Origin of the sequence: Frischella japonica (genome assembly GCF_014489845.1) — a bacterium.
In the GTDB taxonomy this organism is placed as follows: Bacteria; Pseudomonadota; Gammaproteobacteria; order Enterobacterales; family Orbaceae; genus Frischella; species Frischella japonica.
Window position 1 is genome coordinate 124,548 of sequence record NZ_JABURY010000006.1, and the last position, 23,173, is coordinate 147,720.

The 23,173-nt window shown below is 33.6% G+C and carries 20 protein-coding genes; 8 read left to right on the forward strand and 12 right to left on the reverse strand.

Features of this window, described 5'->3' with window-relative positions:
* Window positions 1-96: 96 nt before the first annotated feature.
* Window positions 97-717, reverse strand: coding sequence for a guanylate kinase (gene gmk / locus FcAc13_RS01995; RefSeq protein ID WP_187754522.1), 621 nt, complete (start codon window positions 715-717; stop codon window positions 97-99).
* Between the two features lie 269 nt (window positions 718-986).
* On the opposite strand from gmk, the gene FcAc13_RS02000 reads away from it, so the two are divergent.
* Complete coding sequence (locus tag FcAc13_RS02000; protein WP_187754523.1) at window positions 987-3,173, forward strand: extracellular solute-binding protein; 2,187 nt, start codon at window positions 987-989, stop codon at window positions 3,171-3,173.
* A 230-nt stretch (window positions 3,174-3,403) separates the two neighbouring features.
* On the opposite strand, the gene FcAc13_RS02005 is transcribed toward FcAc13_RS02000, so the two are convergent.
* The 4 genes from FcAc13_RS02005 to yeiP all read right to left on the reverse strand — a co-directional run bounded on the left by FcAc13_RS02005 (window position 3,404) and on the right by yeiP (window position 7,525).
* On the reverse strand, window positions 3,404-4,624 hold the full coding sequence (locus tag FcAc13_RS02005; protein WP_187754524.1) for an MFS transporter: 1,221 nt from the start codon (window positions 4,622-4,624) through the stop codon (window positions 3,404-3,406).
* Window positions 4,625-4,640: 16 nt separating this feature from the next.
* On the reverse strand, window positions 4,641-5,468 hold the full coding sequence (locus tag FcAc13_RS02010; protein WP_187754525.1) for an MBL fold metallo-hydrolase: 828 nt from the start codon (window positions 5,466-5,468) through the stop codon (window positions 4,641-4,643).
* Window positions 5,469-5,777: 309 nt separating this feature from the next.
* On the reverse strand, window positions 5,778-6,668 hold the full coding sequence (gene ttcA, locus FcAc13_RS02015; protein WP_187754526.1) for a tRNA 2-thiocytidine(32) synthetase TtcA: 891 nt from the start codon (window positions 6,666-6,668) through the stop codon (window positions 5,778-5,780).
* Between the two features lie 284 nt (window positions 6,669-6,952).
* Window positions 6,953-7,525, reverse strand: a complete 573-nt coding sequence (gene yeiP, locus FcAc13_RS02020) for an elongation factor P-like protein YeiP (RefSeq protein ID WP_187754527.1) — start codon at window positions 7,523-7,525, stop codon at window positions 6,953-6,955.
* A gap of 789 nt (window positions 7,526-8,314) precedes the next feature.
* Here yeiP and FcAc13_RS02025 point away from each other — a divergent pair.
* On the forward strand, window positions 8,315-9,769 hold the full coding sequence (locus tag FcAc13_RS02025; protein WP_187754528.1) for an amino acid permease: 1,455 nt from the start codon (window positions 8,315-8,317) through the stop codon (window positions 9,767-9,769).
* Window positions 9,770-10,117: 348 nt separating this feature from the next.
* Here FcAc13_RS02025 and infA read toward each other — a convergent pair whose 3' ends face one another.
* The 7 genes from infA to FcAc13_RS02060 all read right to left on the reverse strand — a co-directional run bounded on the left by infA (window position 10,118) and on the right by FcAc13_RS02060 (window position 18,024).
* On the reverse strand, window positions 10,118-10,336 hold the full coding sequence (infA, locus tag FcAc13_RS02030) for a translation initiation factor IF-1 (protein WP_024495300.1): 219 nt from the start codon (window positions 10,334-10,336) through the stop codon (window positions 10,118-10,120).
* Between the two features lie 151 nt (window positions 10,337-10,487).
* Window positions 10,488-11,144, reverse strand: a complete 657-nt coding sequence (gene nadD / locus FcAc13_RS02035; protein WP_187754529.1) for a nicotinate-nucleotide adenylyltransferase — start codon at window positions 11,142-11,144, stop codon at window positions 10,488-10,490.
* Window position 11,145: 1 nt separating this feature from the next.
* The gene (gene holA, locus FcAc13_RS02040; protein WP_187754530.1) at window positions 11,146-12,153 is read right to left on the reverse strand and encodes a DNA polymerase III subunit delta; all 1,008 of its coding nucleotides are present in this window, start codon (window positions 12,151-12,153) and stop codon (window positions 11,146-11,148) included.
* The gene (lptE, locus tag FcAc13_RS02045; protein ID WP_187754531.1) at window positions 12,150-12,662 is read right to left on the reverse strand and encodes an LPS assembly lipoprotein LptE; all 513 of its coding nucleotides are present in this window, start codon (window positions 12,660-12,662) and stop codon (window positions 12,150-12,152) included. The genes holA and lptE overlap by 4 nt, the downstream gene beginning before the upstream one ends.
* An 80-nt stretch (window positions 12,663-12,742) precedes the next feature.
* The gene (leuS, locus tag FcAc13_RS02050) at window positions 12,743-15,340 is read right to left on the reverse strand and encodes a leucine--tRNA ligase (protein ID WP_187754831.1); all 2,598 of its coding nucleotides are present in this window, start codon (window positions 15,338-15,340) and stop codon (window positions 12,743-12,745) included.
* Between the two features lie 274 nt (window positions 15,341-15,614).
* The gene (gene btsR / locus FcAc13_RS02055; protein ID WP_187754532.1) at window positions 15,615-16,334 is read right to left on the reverse strand and encodes a two-component system response regulator BtsR; all 720 of its coding nucleotides are present in this window, start codon (window positions 16,332-16,334) and stop codon (window positions 15,615-15,617) included.
* The gene (locus FcAc13_RS02060) at window positions 16,312-18,024 is read right to left on the reverse strand and encodes a sensor histidine kinase (protein WP_187754533.1); all 1,713 of its coding nucleotides are present in this window, start codon (window positions 18,022-18,024) and stop codon (window positions 16,312-16,314) included. The genes btsR and FcAc13_RS02060 overlap by 23 nt, the downstream gene beginning before the upstream one ends.
* Window positions 18,025-18,116: 92 nt before the next feature.
* Here FcAc13_RS02060 and trmB point away from each other — a divergent pair, with 92 nt between their 5' ends.
* The 6 genes from trmB (at window position 18,117) to FcAc13_RS02090 (ending at window position 23,105) form a co-directional block, all read left to right on the forward strand.
* Window positions 18,117-18,863 (forward strand): tRNA (guanosine(46)-N7)-methyltransferase TrmB, encoded by a 747-nt coding sequence (gene trmB, locus FcAc13_RS02065; protein WP_187754534.1) that lies wholly within the window; start codon window positions 18,117-18,119, stop codon window positions 18,861-18,863.
* Window positions 18,864-19,026: 163 nt separating this feature from the next.
* Window positions 19,027-19,899, forward strand: a complete 873-nt coding sequence (locus tag FcAc13_RS02070; protein ID WP_187754535.1) for an MBL fold metallo-hydrolase — start codon at window positions 19,027-19,029, stop codon at window positions 19,897-19,899.
* 162 nt (window positions 19,900-20,061) lie between these two features.
* Window positions 20,062-21,243 (forward strand): histidine-type phosphatase, encoded by a 1,182-nt coding sequence (locus tag FcAc13_RS02075; RefSeq protein ID WP_187754536.1) that lies wholly within the window; start codon window positions 20,062-20,064, stop codon window positions 21,241-21,243.
* Between the two features lie 94 nt (window positions 21,244-21,337).
* On the forward strand, window positions 21,338-22,249 hold the full coding sequence (locus tag FcAc13_RS02080) for an SPFH domain-containing protein (protein WP_187754537.1): 912 nt from the start codon (window positions 21,338-21,340) through the stop codon (window positions 22,247-22,249).
* 28 nt (window positions 22,250-22,277) lie between these two features.
* Entirely contained in the window at window positions 22,278-22,595 is a 318-nt protein-coding gene (locus tag FcAc13_RS02085) for an NfeD family protein (protein WP_187754538.1), read from the forward strand.
* 48 nt (window positions 22,596-22,643) lie between these two features.
* The gene (locus tag FcAc13_RS02090) at window positions 22,644-23,105 is read left to right on the forward strand and encodes an NfeD family protein (protein ID WP_187754539.1); all 462 of its coding nucleotides are present in this window, start codon (window positions 22,644-22,646) and stop codon (window positions 23,103-23,105) included.
* Window positions 23,106-23,173 lie beyond the last annotated feature (68 nt).

A 23,173-nucleotide genomic window follows, 5' to 3' on the forward strand; every position in this document is an offset into this window, starting at 1 on the left:
ATCTTTAATTTTACTGAATTTTAAAATAGATTGCTATGCTTATTTAATTGTTATCATTATTATATTTAACTTTTTAAAGAAAAATTTTCGTAAATTTTATTTAAGTAATTGATTTATAGTGTTTTTGTTGTTTATTTGTTGTTTCGTTGTTTTCAAACTTTCAGCAATGATAATTGACGATAGTTGTTCCAAAGCAGTACTAAAATTTTCGTTAATAATTGTATAGTCATATTCAGCGTAATGTGACATTTCTCTATGTGCCTTTTGCATACGTTTTTCGATCACTTCTAGCGAATCCTGACCACGTTTAAATAACCTTTTTTCTAGTTCGGTTATGGAAGGAGGCAGAATAAAAATACTTTTAGCTTGAGGCATTTTTTCTCGAACTTGTCTAGCTCCTTGCCAATCAATATCCAGAAAAATATTAAATCCTTGCGCTAATTTTTGACTAATAGCGGATTTAGACGTACCGTAGTAATTACCAAATACGGTAGCATGTTCAATAAAAGCATCTTGTTTTATTAATTTCTCAAACTCATCATTTTGAATGAAATAATAGTGTTCCCCATTATTTTCACCAGGTCTTGGTGTACGTGTTGTATGTGAGATAGATACCATTGCTGGATGAGGATTAGATTGCATTAAATAAGCGTTAATTAAACTTGATTTTCCCGCACCACTTGGCGCTGAAATAATAAAAAGTGTTCCTGTAAACATTATATTTTCAATATCAATGAATTTGCATCTATTATTCATAAAAATGAGTAAAAAGAAAATAGAATAATGTAAAAAACAATCAATCGGTTGTGATAATTATTATTATTTTTACAACTACCTTGAGTGCTCACCAATTATTGTGATTGTTCTAAGCTTAAGATTGAATATAAAAACAAATGTAAAGTGATATTTACTGTAAGGTCCAACTGCAAAATCCATTAACTTTATGATATCATTACAAATATTGTTATTCTTCTTATTTTTCAACTATGACCACAATTAAAGATATCGCTAAATTAGCTGGTGTTTCGCATGGTACTGTTTCCAATGTGTTAAATGGGAGGGGAAATGTTAGTGTCAAGAAAATCAAATTAGTTGAAGAAGTCGCACAAAAGTTGGGATACCAATTAAATGTCCAAGCTAAAATATTAAAAGAAGGCTTTGCTAAAACGATATCGATAATTTTACCCAATGTAATAGCACAGCAATTTAGTTATCTTTATAACAAATTATTTATATCTTTAAATGAATTGGGATATGAAACAACTATTTATCTAACCTATAATACCCAAGAACTTGAATTACAATTTATTCAAAAAATTGCCACGAAACGTGATTTAGCCATTATTACGGTTTCGTGCCTTGATAATGCCCAAGTCTATTATCAAAATTTAGCGATTCCTCGCGATAAGATTATCTTTGTTTATAATCGTCCAAAGTTAGCAGAAAAATTCATTTCGCTCGATTTTAAACAAGCGGGAGAATTTATGGCAAAAGCTATTATGGCTAGAAACTATCATAATATTGGTCTATTAGTTGATGCTGAAAATAATACTTATGCTCATGTATTTAAGCAAAGCATGTTAGGCAAATTTAAACAGTCAAAATATCTAATTAATGTACATAATCAATTAAGCTCAAATTGTACAGAGTATAATAAGGCTTTTGATTTTTTCAGGGATCCTGATATAAGATTTGATGCTATTGTTACTAGCGGAATTGAAAAGGCACATTATATTAAAAATGCATGCTATTTTGGTTCTCAGCAACATTGTCCGCCTATTTTTACACTGAGTGATAACTGTTATGCATATCGAGATGATTTTTACCAATATCAAATGCATTATGGGTTATTAAGCCAATCGATTGTCAATGTGATCGAAAATAAAAAATTATCACCTCCAATTGATAATAGTTATCGACTTTTAACCTCATTTAAGAGTATCAATAATATTGAAAAAGATACTATTAACGTATTAGTATTGCCAAGTCCAACTACCGAAATCGTAAAAAAATTATTACCTCATTTATATAAAAAAACCGGTGTTACCGTAAATTTGATTATTAAATCGTTTGATGAGGTACATAAAATTCTGCATAATTTAGATAAATATCCCGAAATTGATGTTGTCCGGGTAGATATTGCTTGTTTTCCATGGTTCGCTCATTCGGCTTTTAAACCGTTAACCAATCTCGATGTTAATCTTGAGCAGTGCTTATCTCAATACTCAACTTATATTGTTGAGCGTTTTAGTTATATCAGCGGTGTCCCCTATGCAATACCCTTTGATCCAAGTATTCAAATGTTATTTTACCGGAAAGATATTTTTAATGATCCATTGGTTAAACGTTATTATTTTGAAAAATATCGGCAACAGTTAATGGTCCCAACAACGTTTAGTCAATTTAATCAGCTGACTGAGTTTTTTAATCAATATTTCAACCCCGAATCACCGATAAAATTTGGTAGTTGTGTAACATTAGGTAATCCAAAAATTTTAGCTTCGGAATTTTTGTTAAGATACTATGCTCATGGCGGTTCATTAGTCCAAAATGATCATATTGAATTAAATAAAATTACTGCATTGATCACCTTACGTGAATTTGAAGAATTTATACACACCGCTAAGAATTTAGATGCTGATTGGTGGCTTGAATCGGTTAAACAATTTGAACGTGGCAATATTGCTATGTTAATTGTCTATATGAATTTATTTTATGGTGTATTTAATCATCGTATTTTACCTCTTACTGGCTATGCAGCCGTACCCGATAATAAACCTTTATTAGGTGGTGGATCTTTATGCATGTCAAAATTTAGTGGAAAAGATAAAGCAGTTTCTGCATTTTTTAATTGGCTTTTCTCGTCAGAAATTAACGAACAGATCGCTTTGCTTAGCGGTTCAAGTTTTACGGATAATATTTCTATGAGTCAACAGGTCATGAATAATTATCCATGGTTAAATATTGCTAAAACAAACTATCTTAATGGAATTCGAGAAAACTCGATTAATAATAAATTTTATTTAGATTTACCTCAAATAGAAAAAATTATTGGCCATCATCTTTTGTTATGGTCAAAACAACAATACGGTATTGAAGAAACAATAAATAATTTGAATATTGAGTTAGCTAAAAAAACCGGAGAATTATTAAACTCGGGGCTAACAGTTTAGATAGATTTCTAAATTAAAAAATAATTATTTGTTATTTTGAATGTTGTGATTGAATTTTATTGGCTAGAATATTTAAGATAAAAAAATTGCTAATAACCCATGAAATTATTAGCAATTTGAGTCACATTCCCTGTAATTAGAAAATTATTATTATTATTTTGATATTATTTTATTATTATTGTTGTTTTATTATTGTTGTATTCCCTCTCCCTTCATCATTATATTAAAGCTTATTGATTTGTTTTTTTCGCTAATACATCTTTGTCATTAAAGAAAATCCAGAAACCTACTGCTACTACTGCGGCAACGACTGCTGGATAGATCCAAAATTCCTGCCATTGAACGGCGGCTTGTGGCATTGTTTCTTCTGTAACAATACGGTTATTAATAAACCCACATACAGAGGCAGCCATAAAAACACCGAATCCATTTGAAACAATAAAGCGTAATCCTTGAGCTTGGGCTTTTATATCTGTGCTAGCTTTTCTATCGATATAGATGTCACCTGCGGTGAAAAAGAAATCCCAGCAAAGACCTTGTAGTAATAGTGCCCCAATAACATAATATAAATAATTTTCCGATACAGCTGCTTCAGAGAGCATTAGACAGCGGATAATCCAACTAATGGCGCCAAATAAAATGACTTTTTTAAACCCAAATTTGCTCAAAATAAATGCTAAGAAGACCATAAAAATAACTTCTGTAGCAGTCGCAATTTGCATCATTGATGCTGGATCAATTTGTAAAACTGGAAAATAGACAGGAAGATAAGCACTATAAGCGGTTTTAGATATCATTAATATAAATGTTGAAAACATAAAAACTGAGAAGTATTTATCTTTAAATAAAGATAATGCATCTAAGCATAGGATTTCTCGCATTGAAATCGTTTTGTTTTTAGCCGCTGGGGGTGTATTAGGTAAAGTAAAACAATAAATGCCATAAATGATTGAGGCACCAGCAGCCAAAATAAAGGTGTTAGTTGTTTTTGTGATATTAAGGACTTTGTCACCCATTAAAAAGCCTACCGTCATAAAACCAATAGTTCCAAACACACGCACAATCGGGAACCATTTTACACCATCAATATGCCTAAAACTTACACTGTTTGCCAGCGCGGTAGTCGGATAGAATAATAGACCGACTAAAAAAATCATAATTAAAAAACCAACTTCATTATGTTCATGAATAAACATAGGAATTGAAAAAAGTATTCCGGCGTTTAATAAATGTAAGATACCCATTACTTTTTGCGAAGCAAAAAATCTATCAGCAATCATTCCTACAAAAAGAGGAGAAATAATAGTAGCTACACCCAACATTGAATAGGTTGAACCCACTATTTCTTTTAAACTGTAAGCGGCAAGGACTGCCCCAATTACCATATTCCATGCACCTTGCACAAAATATTGCAAAAACATCATGACTAATAAGCGGGGTAATTTAAACATTATTTATATTTCCTTTTTAGACCATTTTTATTAAGCCATCATAGGCAACTTCAATTTTATATGGTTTAAATATTTCAACTAATTCATCATGCATAAACCCACAGCTATGAGAATGATGAGATGTTATCAATTGTGTTTGTTCATGGAAAATATTCTCACTAAGCATTCTTTTTTGTGCAGCTAACACAGTTTCAATACTCATATGATTATCTGTTCTATCATTTTGTCGGTAGCCATAGGTGCATTCAAATACAGCTAAATCTGGCTGTATACCACTATCTTTTAACCACTGCCATGTTAGCTCAGGAAAATATCCTGAATCGTGTCCATATAATATGGTTTTTCCACATTTTTCAATTAAATAAATATAACAAAACTCCCACTTAGCATGGTTAGCTAATAAAGGTGTAATTCGGTATCCACTTGATGTTGTTACTGTTTGAAATGGTACGATTAAATTAAATACAAAACGTTCACTACTATATTCAGGTAATACATGTAAGCAACCATTAATCGCAACATCGTTTCCATAAATATATAATGGATGGGTAATGTTAAACCCAAAATTAATCATACGACTATATAAATCACCAACATTAAAATGATCGGGGTGTGTATGCGTAAAGATTAAATCTTTTATTTTTGTTACATCAATGTTTTCGCGCATTACTTGATAACTAAATTCAGGGGCAAAATCAATCTGCATAAGATCATCAATAATAACAGAACTTCGTGTTCTTACATCCTTACCTTTTTGGACACGTGTTTTTTCACATATTTCACATTTACAAAAAGGATTAGGAATACCTTCTGATGCAGCGGTTCCAAGAAATTGGATCTTCATTTTTATCTGAACACCTAAATTTATTCGATTAACTATTTGTTATTCTATACTATTTTTTTTTATATTGGAACGTTTCAATTTAAAAAAAATTAATTTCCTAAATCATAAATTTCGACGATGTTTTTTTAAATTGTATTATTCAAAAAAATTATTGAAATAAAAATGGACATTGTTCTATTACCATGTGATTTGAATAAAATGGCGAAGTTTTTACTTTTTATAATTGGGAAGGATTTTGAGGTAGATGAAACGAAAATATTAAGCTATTAAATATTTTCGTTTTTTAATCGGTACTAATTTAAAATTAGGTTAGACTTCTTTCCATAAAATCATTGCTTCGGATGAAATTTCGCTCGCATCAAAACTATTAATGGGGAGCGTTTCTTCATCAAAGGCAATATCACCACCATCGATAATTTTGTCACCTTTTTTAATTTCTTTGAAATCAAATACTTTAGTGTCACATAAATGAGAAAGGGTAATATTTTGAGTTGCTCTAAACATGGTTTCAATGCGACCAGGGAATTTTTTATCCCATTGCGTTAGCATATCTTTAATCACTTTGCGTTGTAAATTAGGTTGAGAACCACATAAATTGCATGGAATGATTGGGAAGTTTTTTAACTCTGCGTATTTGGCAATATCTTTTTCTTTACAATAAGCCAAAGGACGGATCACAATATGTTCACCAGTGTCATTCATTAGTTTTGGTGGCATTGCTTTCATTTTTCCACCATAAAACATATTAAGAAATAATGTTTCTAAAATATCATCGCGGTGATGACCGAGGGCAATTTTAGTCGCCCCAATTTCGCTTGCAGTACGGTATAAAATACCCCGTCGCAATCGTGAGCAAAGCGAACAAGTGGTTTTACCTTCTGGGATCTTTTCTTTTACAATACCATAAGTATTTTCACTTACAATTTTATATTCGATACCTAAAGAAGAAAGGTATTGTGGTAAAACATGTTCAGGGAAGCCTGGTTGTTTTTGATCAAGATTTACTGCTACTAGCTCAAATTCGATGGGGGCGCTGATCTTAAGGTTGATAAGAATATCAAGCAAGGTATAACTGTCTTTACCTCCTGATAGGCAAACCATGATACGGTCACCATCTTCGATCATATTAAAATCGGTAATTGCTTCACCAACTTGACGTCTTAAGCGTTTATGTAATTTATTTTGATTGTAGGTTTTCATTAAAATAGACTTTATTAATAAATAATGAATTTGGATAAAAAAGATAATTGGTTAATATCTGTACTAAATTTTGCTGACATCCGTTGAAACTCTAATAGTTAATTTTAAAAAGTATCGTTAAAGGAAAACTATGATTTATATCAAGTTAAATTGATTGCTTAGTGATGTAAATAGTTACTCTATCTTAAAGCAAAATTTATTAGGAATATGATCACAAGAGCTAACCTATAATATGATTCAAAAGTAAATTAAACAGTAAAAAGTAATACAACGGATATCTCTTATTAATCAGCTCGACTCATGAAACGACGTTCGACAACATGAATCTTTATTTTTTCACCATTGTTGATATATTCAGGAACTTGCACGGTTAGGCCAGTTGTGAGTTTAGCTGGCTTGGTTCGAGCACTAGCTGAAGCACCTTTAATACCGGGATTGGTTTCGATGATTTGTAACTCAACGGTTTGTGGCAATTCTAGAGCAATAATTTGACCATCTACTGTTAATACTTGAATACCTGGAATGCCACCTTCAGGAATAAACAATAATTCATCTTCTATTTGATCTTGTTTAAATGAATAAGGTGTAAAGTCTTCATCATCCATAAAAACATATTCATCACCATCAATATAAGAAAAAGTAACTGGTCGACGACTTAATTCGATTGTGTCTAAAATATCATCACCTTTGAAGCGTTCTTCAACTTTTAAACCTGTTTTTACGTCAGAGAAACGCATTTTATATAGTGTACTCGCGCCACGAGCGCTAGGACTTTGCACTTCAATATCTTTAACTAAAAGTAATTTTCCATTATAGCTGATCGCATCGCCGCGTTTTACTTCATTTGCTTTTGCCATGATTCAGTTTTTCCCGTTTTGTAATAAACTTCTATTAATCTAAAGACGGCTATTTTAGCGCTAACTTGCTATGATAACCAATCATTTTCTTAAATAGGATTGTTAATGAAGCCGCCTCTTTTAATGTCTCACAATCATTGTGGTACTGGTTTGATTGTGCCAGCAATTAACCCTAACAATAGCGAGTAAACAAGTGGGAATGGCGATAATTATTTGGGTTGAGCAGAATTGTTGACGCTAATTTGTTCAATTCTCTGTTATCTATTTTAGCGAATAATCTAATTTAATCGATAAACACGTTTATTCTACTAAGGCGTTGGAAATTATTCTAACTTATAACTATCTAAAAAATAGCCATTCAATTGTTTTTAACGACGGTAAAGAGGCAAAAGTGTTAAAAGTTAAATGGTTATATCAGTTTTTTTATTAATATACCCAGCTTATTTAAGCTAGCTATTATTTTATAAGTTATTCCAGTGCTATAGGAACAATAATGAATTATCCTAATATTATCAAAAAGCTACTATCCAAATTTCGGCTTAATATTTAAGTCAATAAAATTGGTAAAACGAAAGACCATTTTTTACTCAAATTAGGTGATTTAAAGCCAATGCCAAATTTACTGTAATGACAAGCAGGAACTATCAAGCAAATTATCAAATGTTAAGCAAATTACTTGTTAATGAGTATTGGTTCTATTTAATAGAATTAGTTAATTATTAGAATTATTTATCTCGTAATAGTAAATTTTTGCTACACTTTGTTAAATTTTTTTATATTTTATCGGTTATGCAAAATAAACTTAAACGTGATCTTAAAGCTCGTCATTTATCCATGATTGCGATTGGTGGTTCAATCGGAACTGGATTGTTCGTGGCATCAGGTGCGACTATTGCGCAAGCAGGTCCTGCTGGTGCTTTACTTTCTTATGCCATTATCGGATTAATGGTTTATTTTTTAATGACAAGTTTAGGTGAACTGGCCGCTTATTTACCAGTATCAGGAACTTTTGCCACGTATGGCGCTAAATATGTTGATGAATCTTTTGGGTTCGCAATTGGTTGGAATTATTGGTATAACTGGGCGATAACGGTTGCGGTAGATTTGGTCGCTGCCCAATTAGTGATTTCATATTGGTTTGACTTGGGTAGTTATAGTTGGTTATGGAGTTTACTCTTTTTAATGATCATCTTTTTCCTTAATGCTATTTCAGTTAAAGGTTTTGGTGAAGCAGAATTCTGGTTTTCATTGATAAAAGTTGTCACTATTGTGATTTTTATTGCTGTTGGTTTATTAATGATTATTAGCATTTTGAAAGGGAATATGGGTGCTGCGATTGTTTGGCGTAATTGGATAATAGATGATGCGCCATTTGTAGGTGGATTTTCATCGATGATTGGAGTGGCAATGATAGTCGGTTTTTCATTTCAGGGCACTGAATTGATTGGTATTGCTGCCGGTGAATCAAAAGACCCTGAAAAGAATATTCCAAAATCAATGCGGCAAGTTTTTTGGCGTATTTTACTGTTTTATATTCTGTCTATTTTGGTGATCAGTTTTATTATTCCTTATACTGATCCGCGCTTGTTACGTAATGGTGAAACCGATATTAGTGTGAGTCCGTTTACATTAGTATTCCAAAATGCTGGATTGTTGTCTGCTGCCGCATTAATGAATGCGGTAATTTTAACCTCAGTGTTATCGGCAGGTAATTCGGGGTTATATGCATCAACACGTATGCTTTATGCGTTGGCTAAAGAGGGGAAAGCTCCTAAAATTTTTAGTCGCTTATCTAAGGGGGGAGTTCCAAGAGTGGCATTAATTGCAACAACGATTGTAGCAATGTTATGTTTTTTAACCTCTATGTTTAAGGACCAACAAGTCTATTTATGGTTACTAAACTTATCCGGTATGACAGGTTTTATCGCATGGTTAGGTATCGCGATTAGTCATTATCGTTTCCGAAAAGGATATATTAGACAAGGGTATAATATTTATGATTTACCTTATCGTTCAACCCTCTTTCCATTTGGACCAATATTTGCCTTTGTGTTATGTTTATTTATAACGTTAGGGCAAAACTATGAAGCGTTTTTACAAGATAAGATAGATTGGTATGGTGTACTGGCTACTTATATTGGTTTACCGCTATTTTTCCTTATCATGTTTACTTATAAGTATGTGAAAAAGACTAAGTGGGTAAGCTATGAAAAAATGGATTTTTCTCGTATCAAAGAAAATTAAACCCAACCAAATTTAACAATTTTAATTTGTAATTTTAGCCGGTATATTTCCGGCTAAATTTTTTTATTTAGCTCAATATGAGGACAACAGTTCCGTATAAATTTTTACTAACTAATTGTTAAAAAATATTTTTTCATTAACTATTTTGTAATGACATGGCATTTTGAAATAGATGATAAAATTTATTGTATTTAAGCTGCGGATATAAATTAAAATTAAGCGGATGAAAAATTTGCTAATTTTAAGTAATTCTACGGTCTAAGATTTATTAAAATAAAAGCGATAAAACCCATATCGCGCAAAATGCGCGATACAACAATAGCTACTGTAGTGAGATTATTATTAGGTTTAACGACTACGAAAGATAATGCGAGCTTTTGATAAGTCGTAAGGCGTCATTTCAACAGTAACTTTATCACCTGTTAAAATTCGGATATAGTTTTTACGCATCTTACCAGAAATATGTGCTGTTACTACGTGACCATTTTCTAACTCTACACGAAACATAGTATTAGGCAATGTTTCAAGTATAGTGCCTTGCATTTCAATGTTATCTTCTTTTGCCATTGGTTCCTCGAAATATTAATTTGTACTCAAATTGCTAATGATTAACAAATAACTATCCATTTTAAGGGGTAGTTATTAAATATAATTTAGCCGGCGAAATGATGCCGAAAAAAGTTACAGAAGTAAAGTGATTTCTGTTATTTTTCATTAATTAAGCGCCATATAAATGTTGTGTTTGAATATATTGCCAAACTTTTGGTGGTAATAACGACTGATAATCCTGACGATTTTCAATATGCTGTCTAATTTCCGTTGCGGAGATGGCTTTTAAGGGCGTATTAGCAAAGTATATTGATCCACAAGGGTTTTGTTGAAGATCGGTGATATTCTTTGTGCTATGCTGTAATAGCCATTTTTGTAACTGAAGATTGTCAGTTGTATTGGTAAAACCGGGACGGGGACAGATTAATAAATGACAATAATCTAACAATGATTGCCAATGATACCACTTAGGTAAATTACATAATGAGTCCTGACCAATAATAAATGCTAAGCTCTTATGTTCACCATATTCAGACCGCCAGTTTTGTAAGGTATCAATAGTATATGAGGGTCTATTAGGTTTGGCGTGAGTGATTTCACGAACGTCAATTGAAAAAAGGGGGTAGTCTTCAATTGCTAATTTAATCATTGCGAGGCGTTGAGCAGTTGTTGCTTTGGGTTGTGCTTTATGTGGCGGAATGTAATTGGGTAATAGACTGATGTGAGTTAAGTTAATTTCTTTAGCCAATGCCATGCTCGGTAGTAAATGACCATAATGAATCGGATCAAAGGTACCGCCAAAGAGTGCTGTCAAATGGCCGGACATATTAATCTCCCACTATTTTTAAACATAAGGCTGTTAATAATTCCCAAATTGCCGCTTGATAATCGGATTTTAAAGCGATTTCCAGTTCGGTTAATTGTTTTAAAATTAGGTATAACTGTTCAAGGGAAGTTCTATTTAAATAAGGCGTAATGACATTTCGGCGATTTTGCCAAACTTTATTTATATCATAAGCGGATTTAAGATCATGCTTTGCAGAATATTTTTTTAGATTGATTAGTTGAATTAATTCACGTTGAATCGTTCGAACTAAGATCAGCGGTTCCGTGCCATTCATTTTGAATTGTTGCAAAATATGAATAACACGCTTTGTTTTAGTCATTAGCATGGCATCGATAAGATGATAAGGGGTAAAAATAGCACAATCATCTAAATTATTCTCCAACTGACTAAAGCTGATTTTACCCTTAGGATAAAGTAATTTTAACTGTTCAAGCGTCTGAGTGAGTGCTAATAAATTACCCTCATAGTAATAACATAAAAGTTCAATACCTTGTTTTTCTATTGTTAGATCAAACAATTGTAATTGCTGATTTAGCCAGATGGGTAATTGATTTGCATCAGGTGTATTACAGTTAATAATTAAAAGCTGATCAGACAATGTTTTTAGCCAACTTGCGTTTTCTTGTGCCTTTGTCATTTGTGATAATGTGACTAATAAACTGACATCGGGCGATAACGTTTGGCAAAGTTCATCTAATTTTTTAGCTATGCTAGCATTCAGCAAATTATCACCGAATTGCAATATCAATAGTGTTTGGCTTGAAAATAGACTCATCGCGCGACTATTTTCATAAATACTATCCCAGTTGGTTTGATTATCGATACTGAAAACAGTTTGTTCGGTAAAACCTTGTTGATGCATTTTCTTGATTATTTTGTTTTGAGTGACATCCCGAAGGTAGGGATCATTTCCTATCGTCAGAAAGTAACACCATGCACCATCCTGTTCTAGTTTTGCATCAAGCTGATTAGCAAAAATTTTTATCATGGTGTGTTAAGTTTATTATCAATAGTGTTGATTGATTTTAATTTACTAATTAATTGTTTAGCTACTTGGGTATACATTTCTTTTTCGATTAAATTTTGCTCGGCGCTTTTAGCCAATGCGGTAGCAGGATTGTCAAAAAATGTTCTAAATACTTTTGTCGTAATAGGGTAGATGTCATTACCGGCAATGATAACTTGAGCATTGACTGTTAAAATTAATTGATATTCAGCAGATTTACCATTTTGATAAATCGAAATGGTCTCTTTACTAATATCGTTACTTAAGATACGTAGGGAAGGATGATTTTGATTGGCATTTTCATTAACTAATTTGACTTTGTTCTTAACTAGTAAATCTTTGATAGTACGAGATAATGAACCATACGGATTGTCACTATAAAACGTCATGGTCTGAAATTGTTGTGGAATTTCTGTTTCATGTTGTAAATGAAATCCACAACCGGTTAACCACAACACTGCAAAAAATACTAAACAAAACAATTTTTTCATTTGGACTACCTAATTTTTCAGGGGTAATGATTATCACCCCAAATAGTTATAGCTAAATCAACTGTTGTATCAGGAAGTTATTAACTAACCACAAGGTTAAGTAATTTACCTGGAACATAGATGATTTTACGAATGGTAACACCGTCTAAATGTTTTTGGATATTGACTTCTGTTTTTGCCATATCCGTAACCAATGCTTCACTAGCATCAGCTGGTACTGTTAATTTAGCGCGTACTTTACCATTGATTTGGACAATAATGAGTTTTTCATCTTCAACCATGGCTGACTCATCGGCCAATGGCCATTGAGCATTATCAATAGTAGTTTTATGGCCTAATGCTTGCCACATAACGAAACATGCATGAGGTATCATTGGATAAAGTAAACGCACGATTGCGTTCAATGCTTCATCCATTAACGCTCGGTCTTGTTCAGTTTCTTGTGATGCTTTTTGTAAACGATTCATAAATTCCATCACAGCAGCGATCGCAGTATTAAATGTTTGGCGACGACCAATATCATCGCTCACTTTAGCAATGGTTTTATGTAATTCACGACGCAAGGTTTTTTGATCGCCGGTTAACTGATCAAGAATTAATGGCTTTACCACACCTTGCTGGGTGTGTTCATACACCAAGCGCCATACGCGTTTAATAAAACGATTGGCTCCTTCAACGCCAGATTCTTGCCATTCAAGTGTCATTTCAGCAGGTGAAGCGAACATCATAAATAAGCGTACAGTATCAGCACCATATTTTTCGACCATTTCTTGTGGGTCGATACCATTATTTTTTGATTTCGACATTTTGGTCATGCCAGCATGAATTAGCTCACGTCCGGTCTTATCAAACGCTTTGGCAATTCGCCCCTTTTCATCTCGCTCAACGGTGACTTCGGTTGGGGAAATCCAAATACGTTCACCTATTTCGGTGGTGTAATAGAACGCATCGGCTAATACCATACCTTGGCAAAGTAATCGTTTAGCCGGTTCATCAGAGTTGACCATGCCAAAATCACGCATTAATTTGTGGAAGAAGCGGAAATAAAGTAGATGCATGATAGCATGTTCAATTCCACCAACATATTGATCCACCGGTAACCAATAATTGGCCGCTTTTTCATCTAACATACCACTGTTATAGTGTGGGCAGGTATAACGTGCGTAATACCATGATGATTCCATAAAAGTATCAAAGGTATCGGTTTCGCGTAGTGCTGTTTCGCCATTAACGGTTGTTTTTGCCCAATTCGGATCGGCTTTAATAGGACTAGTTATGCCATCCATTTCAACATTTTCTGGTAAAATGACTGGTAATTGATCTTCCGGGGTCGGGATTGTTGAGCCATCAGCTAATGTGACCATCGGGATTGGCGCACCCCAATAACGCTGACGAGAGACCCCCCAATCGCGTAAACGATAATTGACTTTACGTTCACCAACACCTTTAGCAATTAATTTATCGGCAATGGCATTGAAGGCTTGTTCAAAGTTAAGTCCATCAAATTCCCCAGAATTAAATAAATTACCGTATTCTGTATAAGGTTGTTGACTCACATCTGGTGCATGACCTTGTTGATCTAGGATGACAGCTTTAATTGGTAAATGATATTTACAAGCAAACTCATGATCGCGCGCATCATGCCCCGGTACAGCCATAACTGCACCGGTTCCATATTCCATTAATACAAAGTTGGCGATCCAAACCGGAACTTTTTCATTCGTTAATGGATGGATGGCGTAAAAACCTGTAGCAATACCTTTTTTCTCCATCGTTGCCATATCAGCTTCTGCGGTTTTGGTGTTTTTACACTCAGCAATAAAGGCGGTAATTTCGGCATTATCTTTACTGGCTAATTGCGCTAAAGGATGCTCAGCCGCGACCGAAACAAAACTCACTCCCATAAAGGTATCTGGGCGGGTAGTATAGACTGTTAATTTTTCGTTGTAATTTTCAACGTTAAAGTCAATTTCAACTCCTTCCGAACGGCCAATCCAATTTTTCTGCATGGTTTTAACTTGCTCAGGCCAACTTTCTAAACTATCTAAGTCTTTTAATAGTTCATCGGCATAGGCAGTGATTTTGATAAACCATTGTGGAATCTCTTTACGTTCAACTGGCGTATTACACCGCCAACAACAACCTTCAACCACCTGCTCATTAGCTAATACAGTTTGATCAGTCGGGCACCAGTTGACTGCTGAGGTTTTTTTATACACCAACCCTTTCTCATAAAGTTTTGTAAAAAACCACTGTTCCCATTTATAATATTCTGGTTTGCAGGTGGTCACTTCTCTGTCCCAGTCATAACCAAAACCAAGTAGTTTTAATTGCTTTTTCATATAAGCAATATTTTCATAGGTCCATTTAGCTGGCGCAGTATTATTTTTAACCGCTGCGCCTTCTGCAGGTAAGCCGAAAGCATCCCAACCAATAGGTTGTAATACATTTTTACCCTGCATGCGTTGATAACGTGAAATAGTATCGCCGATGGTATAATTACGAACATGACCTAAATGCAGTCGCCCAGACGGATAAGGTAACATAGATAAGCAATAATATTTTTCTTTGCTTGGATCTTCAGTGACATGAAATGTGTTATTATCTTGCCAGTGTTGTTGCACATGCGCTTCAACTAGTTCTGGGCAATATTGTTCAGTAAAATGATTTTCTTTCATATTATTTGACATAGTCTGCTAAGGTCCTGTTAACGATATTCTTTGTATTTGTCATACAACCGTCTAAAAAAATGATCTGTTAATTGTATTGTTTATTGTCCCAAATTGAAATATCTTATCGAAATTTTGTGTCATTTTTGTTGCGTTTATCGGGGCTTTTATTTATTAAGATAAAATAGTTAATACTCTTTGTAATGAATTAAATTGTTTTTTTTAGTTTTCACAATTATTGGCTAATTTGTTTAGTTATCTTTATAAATAATAATTTGATTAATCAAACTAATCCTAACTGTTCCTTTAATAGTTTTAAATATCGGCGACTAGCAGGTACTGAAATATCATTATTGAGTATAATATCTGTGTGACTGGTATGGGAAAAACGAATTTCTTTTAGTTTTTGTATATTAATTAAATATTGGCGATGACAATAGATTAACTGCGTTTTTTCCTCTAATGTTTTTAAGGTGAGTTCTGTATAATACTCTACATTATCATGGTTAAAAACATAAACACCGCTGGTTCGGCAATTAGCATAATAAATATCATTAGGATCAATTAAATAAATCCGATTATGCCCCATACACGGGATATATTTTAAATATTTATCAGTTTTTAGTTGTTCTAGATTTTGTTTTTCATTAATGATTAATAGTCGTTGAATCGTCTTATTAAGGCGAAGGGGATCGATTGGTTTAAGTAAATAATCAAATGCTTGTTCTTCAAATGCTTTAATAGCATATTCTTCATATGCTGTTAGAAAGACAATATATGGCATGTGTAATGGTGAAATCATACTTAGCATTTCGATACCACTAATTTTAGGCATTTGAATATCTAGAAATACCACATCAGGTGATTGATTATGTATAGCTTTAATAGCTTCAAAAGCATTGCTACATTCGGCAGTAATATTAATTTCTGTAAATTCCTTAAGTAAACAACGTAAATTCTCACGTGCCAGCGGTTCATCATCAACAATTATGATATTTAGCATTTCTATGCTCCTTGTCTAATGGCAATTTTAAGATTGCTTTTGTATAGATATCTGACTCACATTGGATCGTTAAACCATATTGTTTACCATAACGTATTTGTATTCTTTCATGCACTAGGGTCATACCTAGCCCGTTATTACTTTTATGTTCTTTGCGATAATTACCCGCATTATCTTCAACTTCCAGAACTAAGATTTGTTGATATTTGTGAGCACGAATGGTAATAGTACCTAAACCAATCATTTGTGATATTCCATGTTTGATAGCGTTTTCTACAATTGGTTGTAAAGAGAATGCGGGAAGATAGGCTTGTTCTAATAATTTTGGTACATGGATTTGAATATCAAGTTTGTCAATAAACCGCATTTTTTCAATTTCTAGATAAGCTGTTATGTGATCAAGTTCATCTTTTAACGTCACGATTTCTTCTGGGCGTTTTAAATTTTTTCTAAAAAAAGTTGAGAGATGCTGGACTAATTTTGAAGCTTGTTCTTGATCACGGCGAATAACAGCAAGTAATGTATTAAGCGAGTTAAATAAAAAATGCGGATTGACTTGTGCATGAAGCAACTTAATTCGTGTTTGAGAAAGTAATTGTTGATAACTTTCGTTTTGACCAGTGAGAATTTGTGCAGATAATAAACTCGCTATCCCTTCACCTAGAGTCCGATTAATCGAACTAAACAATGTGTTTTTTGCTTCATAGATTTTTATGGTACCAACAACCTCTTTTTTTTCACCTCTTAAAGGAATGACCAGTGCGGATCCTAAGCGACATTGTTTATTAATCGAACATTGATAAAGTTCATGTAAACCATCGAGATATTTCACCTCGTTATCTTCAATCGATTCTAATGTAGCTTTTGAGGTTATTGGGGTACCTGGTAGGTGATGATCACTACCGATACCAATAAATGCTAGTATTTTTTCGCGATCGGTTATTGAAACGGCACCAACGCCAAGTTCTTGATAAATGATATGTGCAACTTTAGTACTGTTTTCTTGATTGAATTTATCACGCAATAGTCCTTCAGTACGTGCAGCAATACTTAAGGCTTTAGCTGAAAAAGTCGAAGTATATTTATCAAAGATAATTTTTCTATCTAATAAAATTTGCATAAACATAGCAGAACCAATGCTGTTAGCAACAATCATGGGGGCGGCAATGCTATGAACCGCATGTGAAACAACGTCATAGGGTTTAGAAAATACCAGAATCATGATCATTTCTAACGACTCAGATAGCATAGCTAAAATTGCGATGATAAAGGGGTTGTATATTAGATCTACCCTTCCTTTTTTTAACAAAATATAGTGAACTATCCCGCTAATAAATCCAGTTAATATTGTAGAAGTCATACAAATTTCGGCGGTAATTCCGCCTAAACTATAACGGTGCAAACCACCTGTAACACCAACTAGTAAACCGACATAAGGACCGCCAAGTATACCACCTAATATCGCACCAATTGCTCGAGTATTGGCAAGTGTATCTTCAATTCGAAAACTGAAATAAGTTCCCATTATGCAAAAAAAAGAAAAAATAACATAGCAGATTAATTTATGGGGCAGACTGACGGTGACTTGCATGATAGGTATAAATATAGGTGTTTTACTGAGTAGATAAGCAATAACTAAATAAACACACATCTGCTGTAACAATTGTAAAATCAGATTAAATTCAATCATAATTCTCTTAGATTAATTAGATTATGAACTAGCGACAGTGATGAACTTCAGCTAAACTATATTATTAAATTATTGTGTTTAAAGATAGTAATATGAATCAAAAATCCTTTATAAATGATAATTCCAATATCATGACATCCGAAATTTTGGCAGATGGTCGGCCACGTCGCCAAATTCGTAGTTTTGTATTAAGACAAGGTCGATTAACTAAAGGGCAAGAACAAGCTTTAGAAAAATTGTGGTCCAGTTGTGGTATTGATTATAATGATCAACATCAAATAGATTTCAATCAATTATATGCTCATCAACAACCAATTGTTTTAGAGATTGGTTTTGGGATGGGTGCTTCATTGATTGAAATGGCTGATAAGAATAAGAACGAGAATTTTTTAGGTATTGAAGTTCATCGTCCAGGTGTTGGGGCGTGCTTAATGGCGATTGAACAACATCAATTAAATAATATTCGGTTAATGTGTCATGATGCGGTAGAAGTACTGGAAAATATGGTTGCCGATGCATCGCTTAGTAAAGTTCAGATTTTTTTCCCTGACCCATGGCATAAAGCAAAACATAATAAACGCAGAATTATTCAACCTGAATTTGTACAGTTGTTGCGCAAAAAATTAAAAATGGATGGGATATTACATTTGGCCACCGATTGGCAACATTATGCGGAGCATATGTTAGAAGTATTAAATTCTGCTTTTGGTTTCCAAAACGTGTCGCTAAATAACGGATATATACCAAGGCCAGATTATCGCCCAATGACAAAGTTTGAAAAGCGTGGTTTAAATTTAGGTCATGGTGTTTGGGATTTACAGTTCAAGCGCATTAAATAATATAATTTATGTCGCATATTTTATTCCGGTTATGTTAAAGTAAGCAAAAAGTTTTATAAAAATTATATTAAGATTAATAAATCATAAAATCTTGAAATAAGAAAAAATCAAAACGATTAAATCTGGTGCTATTGCATTAGATTATCTATTAGTAGGAGAAAATATGTTTTTCTTGAAACGCAGTTTGATCGCATTTTGGTTAATGATTGCATTAATGACTTGTGTGGTAGCCAAATCTCACAAAGTTATATCGGGAGCCGTACATAACGCAGGTGCTGATGCAGTTTTTCCTGTAACGTCCACTATTTTATACACTCAAGATCAAGCAATGTTAATTGACACACAATTAACTAAAAAAGATGCGCAAAAAATGGTTGATGAAATCAAAAAAAGTGGTAAACCGTTGACGCTGATTTATATTAGTCACAGTGATCCTGATTTTTATTTTGGTTTAGAAACCATTCTTAAGGCTTATCCAAGTGCTCAAGTCATTGCTACGCCAGCAACCGTTGAGGTGATCAAAAATACTGGCCGGGAAAAATTAAAATATTGGCAAAAATTTATTGGTGAGCAAGCGCCAAGTCGTATTGTTATACCAACTGCAATAGTTGGTAATTCATTCTATTTTGGTAAAGAAGAATTCCAAATTAAAGGGAAGGATCCGCAACGAACTTATCTTTGGATGCCTCAGCAAAAAATGATCATTGGTGGCTCTTTGTTATCGAATAATATGTTTATTTGGACAGCTGATGCGCCAACTTCAGAACAACGCAAGCAATGGGATAGTATCGTGCTTGATATGAAAAAATTAGCTCCTAGAATCACCATACCAGGACATTTTTTAGGCGCTGATCCTATTGCAAATGAAGCAATCGAATTTACTCATCAATATATTCAAACTTATGATGATGTTTTAAAAAACTATCATTCATTTAATGAAATTATAAAGCAGATGAAAATACATTATCCTAACCTTGGCGGTGATCTAAATTTACAAATAAGCACAAAACTTATTTTAGATAAAACTAAACCTTAATGCATATTAATCATTAAGATGAGCAGCGATCAAAGGCTGGTTATATTTAATGTATAGCCGACAAAAAAAGCCCTATTTTGGTAAGCCATTATTATCAGATTAATTTGATCTGAATTTATGAGTATCTTGGTTTTACACAGAATATACATAGGTTAACAGACGATGGAGCAATATCAGTTAGAGCAAATTATTATTATAAGCCGACACGGAATAAGAACGGCGTTACCCGAAACGTTACGCTTTTTGCAAACCGTCACACCTAAATCATGGCCACAGTGGGATTGTAAGCCTGGTTATCTGACAACACGAGGTGGTACCCTAGAAAGTTTCTTTGGCGCATATTTTAGGAAATGGTTGCTACAACAGAAATTTGATATTTCACCTGATAAAGTTTTTGTCTATGCCAATAGCTTACAGCGTACAGTCGCTACAGCACAGTATTTTACGTTAGGCGCTTTTCCTGGTTGCGATATCACAATTCATCACAAATATCCGATTGAACGTATGGATCCGATATTTAATCCTTGTGTTCGTAATGCATCATCACTATTTAAGCAACAAGTTATCCATGATCTAAAGCATTATACTGGTTCAAGTGACTTGATCGAACAGTTAGATAAAAAGCTAACCCCCGCTTATGAGTTATTAGCGGAAATTTTGGATTATCGTCATTCAAAATGCTACCAAAAATACCAATGTGAATTTACTAAGTTACCTACGACTTTTGATTTAATTATCAATGAAGAACCAAAAATTAGAGGAGCATTGGCGTTTGGAACAGCTGTGGTCGATGCATTAACTCTACAATACTATTCCGGCTTTAAGCATCAAGATAATGCTTGGGGGATGATAAATTCGTTTCAACACCGAGCGATGCTTGCTAATATAAAAAATCAGTATATTAATTTATTATTTAAATCACCAATATTAGCTAATCATATTGCCAAACCACTTATCACGTTTATTAATCAAATGATGCAACAAAAACAACATCCATTAGTACTGCTAGTAGGGCATGATTGTAATATTGCGTCTATTATGGGAGCATTGGGATTCAAAGATTATCAATTACCGGAACAAATCGAAGAGACACCGATTGGTGGTAAATTAGTATTACAGCGTTGGCGTAATCTACAAGATCAGCAATCATACTTTAAAGCCGAATATTTCTATCAAACCATTGAACAATTGCACTTGGCGAGTGAATTGAGTTTAAATCATCCGGCCAGGCATATTACACTTGAACTTAATGGTTTACAAACAAATGGACAGGGTTTATATCCTTGGTCGGAGTTCAAAGAACGTATAATGAAATATTTGACAGGTGTAACATTTGAATTATAGTAAATAGAAAAAATGAAATAATAAAATAATTGCCAATTATATTATTAGAGCATATCAACATCAATCATATTAATACGAAAGAGAGAAATCCAAAATGTCTACATTTTATATTGCCATAAGTGTATTAGTTTTATTAGCCTTAGTTACTGTTTATAAAGGGATCACGATTGTTCCCCAAGGTTTTCAATATACCATTGAACGCTTTGGTAAATATACCCACACATTAGAACCTGGTTTAAATGTTATTATTCCTTTCATGGATGGTGTCGGGCGGAAAATTAATATGATGGAACAGGTATTAGATATTCCATCCCAAGAAGTCATATCTAAAGATAATGCTAATGTGCAAATCGACGCAGTTTGCTTTATTCAGGTTCAGGATGCTGCAAGAGCAGCTTATCAAGTCAATCAACTTGAAAGAGCGGTTATTAATTTGATGATGACCAATATTCGTACAGTATTAGGGGCAATGGAATTGGATGAAATGTTGTCACAACGTGATCATATCAATACGCGTTTATTAGGGATTGTTGATGAAGCAACCAGTCCTTGGGGTGTTAAAATTACCCGTATTGAAATTCGTGATGTCCGTCCACCATCAGAATTGATTGCAGCGATGAATGCCCAAATGAAAGCTGAGCGTAATAAACGAGCTGAAGTCTTAGAAGCAGAGGGGATTCGTCAAGCGGCTATTTTACGTTCTGAAGGTGAAAAGCAATCTGAGATTCTAAAAGCTGAAGGGGAAAGACAAGCTGCCTTTTTACAAGCGGAAGCTCGTGAACGTGCGGCAGAGGCTGAAGCAAAAGCTACTCAAATGGTATCTCAAGCAATTGCAGCAGGTAATATCAATGCGATTAATTACTTTGTTGCACAAAAATATACCGATGCCCTACAAAAAATAGGTTCATCTGAAAACAGTAAAGTGATTATGATGCCGCTTGATGCAGCTAATTTAATGGGAAGCATTGGTGGTATTGCTGAGTTAATAAATAGCAGTAAAAAATAATTAATACAACCAAATGAGGATACAGATCATGGCTGAATTTCTAACCGCGTTGTATAGCAATCCATCTTGGGTATTCATTGCTCTGGGGGGAGTATTGTTAATTATTGAATTACTCGGTACCGGTGGTTATTCTTTATGGAGTGGTATTTCTGCTTTTATAGTGGGGAGCCTTGCTTGGATCGTACCGTTTTCTTGGTCAATGTTATGGATTTTATTTGCGATTTTTACGTTGCTAACGGATTATGTGTGGTACTTATGGTTGAAACGTAAAGATAAGTCTAAAAGAGGTGTCTCAAATCAACCTCAACGTAATTTATGGGATACCTTGGTGGAATTGCTGAGTTAATAAATAGCACTAAAAAATAATTAATACTATTAAATGAGGATACAGATTATGAATGAATTTCTAACCGCGTTGTATAGCAATCCATCTTGGGTATTCATTGCTCTGGGGGGAGTATTGTTAATTATTGAATTACTCGGTACCGGAGGTTATTCTTTATGGAGTGGTATTTCTGCTTTTATAGTGGGGAGCCTTGCTTGGATCGTACCGTTTTCTTGGTCAATGTTATGGATTTTATTTGCGATTTTTACGTTGCTAACGGCTTATGTGTGGTACTTATGGTTGAAACGTAATGGTAAAGATAAGTCTGAAAGAGGAGTCTTAAATCAACCTCAACGTGATTTAATTGGGTTAAAAACAGTTGTAGTTGAAGCAATCATAAATGGACATGGTAGAATAAAAGTCAATGATAGTACATGGATGGCAAAAAGTGAACAAAATTTTAATATCGGAGAATACGTAACAGTTGTAGATTTTGACGGCAATATCTTAAAAGTTGTTAAAACTCAATAGTAAAAAATAATTAACTTGATAGCAAATGTCATAGATGTTTTAAAATTATTTTCAGTTTGAATGTTAAG

Bases quoted from the DNA above. Each gene is read 5' to 3' on its own strand.
- nadD (WP_187754529.1), bottom strand. From the start codon at position 11,144: ATGTCCGGCCATTTGACAGCACTCTTTGGCGGTACCTTTGATCCGATT.
- FcAc13_RS02070 (WP_187754535.1), top strand. From the start codon at position 19,027: ATGTTTTTCTTGAAACGCAGTTTGATCGCATTTTGGTTAATGATTGCA.
- holA (WP_187754530.1), bottom strand. From the start codon at position 12,153: ATGATAAAAATTTTTGCTAATCAGCTTGATGCAAAACTAGAACAGGAT.
- trmB (WP_187754534.1), top strand. From the start codon at position 18,117: ATGAATCAAAAATCCTTTATAAATGATAATTCCAATATCATGACATCC.
- ttcA (WP_187754526.1), bottom strand. From the start codon at position 6,668: ATGAAAACCTACAATCAAAATAAATTACATAAACGCTTAAGACGTCAA.
- FcAc13_RS02010 (WP_187754525.1), bottom strand. From the start codon at position 5,468: ATGAAGATCCAATTTCTTGGAACCGCTGCATCAGAAGGTATTCCTAAT.
- FcAc13_RS02000 (WP_187754523.1), top strand. From the start codon at position 987: ATGACCACAATTAAAGATATCGCTAAATTAGCTGGTGTTTCGCATGGT.
- gmk (WP_187754522.1), bottom strand. From the start codon at position 717: ATGTTTACAGGAACACTTTTTATTATTTCAGCGCCAAGTGGTGCGGGA.
- FcAc13_RS02085 (WP_187754538.1), top strand. From the start codon at position 22,278: ATGGCTGAATTTCTAACCGCGTTGTATAGCAATCCATCTTGGGTATTC.
- yeiP (WP_187754527.1), bottom strand. From the start codon at position 7,525: ATGGCAAAAGCAAATGAAGTAAAACGCGGCGATGCGATCAGCTATAAT.
- FcAc13_RS02090 (WP_187754539.1), top strand. From the start codon at position 22,644: ATGAATGAATTTCTAACCGCGTTGTATAGCAATCCATCTTGGGTATTC.
- leuS (WP_187754831.1), bottom strand. From the start codon at position 15,340: ATGAAAGAAAATCATTTTACTGAACAATATTGCCCAGAACTAGTTGAA.
- FcAc13_RS02075 (WP_187754536.1), top strand. From the start codon at position 20,062: ATGGAGCAATATCAGTTAGAGCAAATTATTATTATAAGCCGACACGGA.
- FcAc13_RS02025 (WP_187754528.1), top strand. From the start codon at position 8,315: ATGCAAAATAAACTTAAACGTGATCTTAAAGCTCGTCATTTATCCATG.
- FcAc13_RS02005 (WP_187754524.1), bottom strand. From the start codon at position 4,624: ATGTTTAAATTACCCCGCTTATTAGTCATGATGTTTTTGCAATATTTT.
- infA (WP_024495300.1), bottom strand. From the start codon at position 10,336: ATGGCAAAAGAAGATAACATTGAAATGCAAGGCACTATACTTGAAACA.
- FcAc13_RS02060 (WP_187754533.1), bottom strand. From the start codon at position 18,024: ATGATTGAATTTAATCTGATTTTACAATTGTTACAGCAGATGTGTGTT.
- FcAc13_RS02080 (WP_187754537.1), top strand. From the start codon at position 21,338: ATGTCTACATTTTATATTGCCATAAGTGTATTAGTTTTATTAGCCTTA.
- btsR (WP_187754532.1), bottom strand. From the start codon at position 16,334: ATGCTAAATATCATAATTGTTGATGATGAACCGCTGGCACGTGAGAAT.
- lptE (WP_187754531.1), bottom strand. From the start codon at position 12,662: ATGAAAAAATTGTTTTGTTTAGTATTTTTTGCAGTGTTGTGGTTAACC.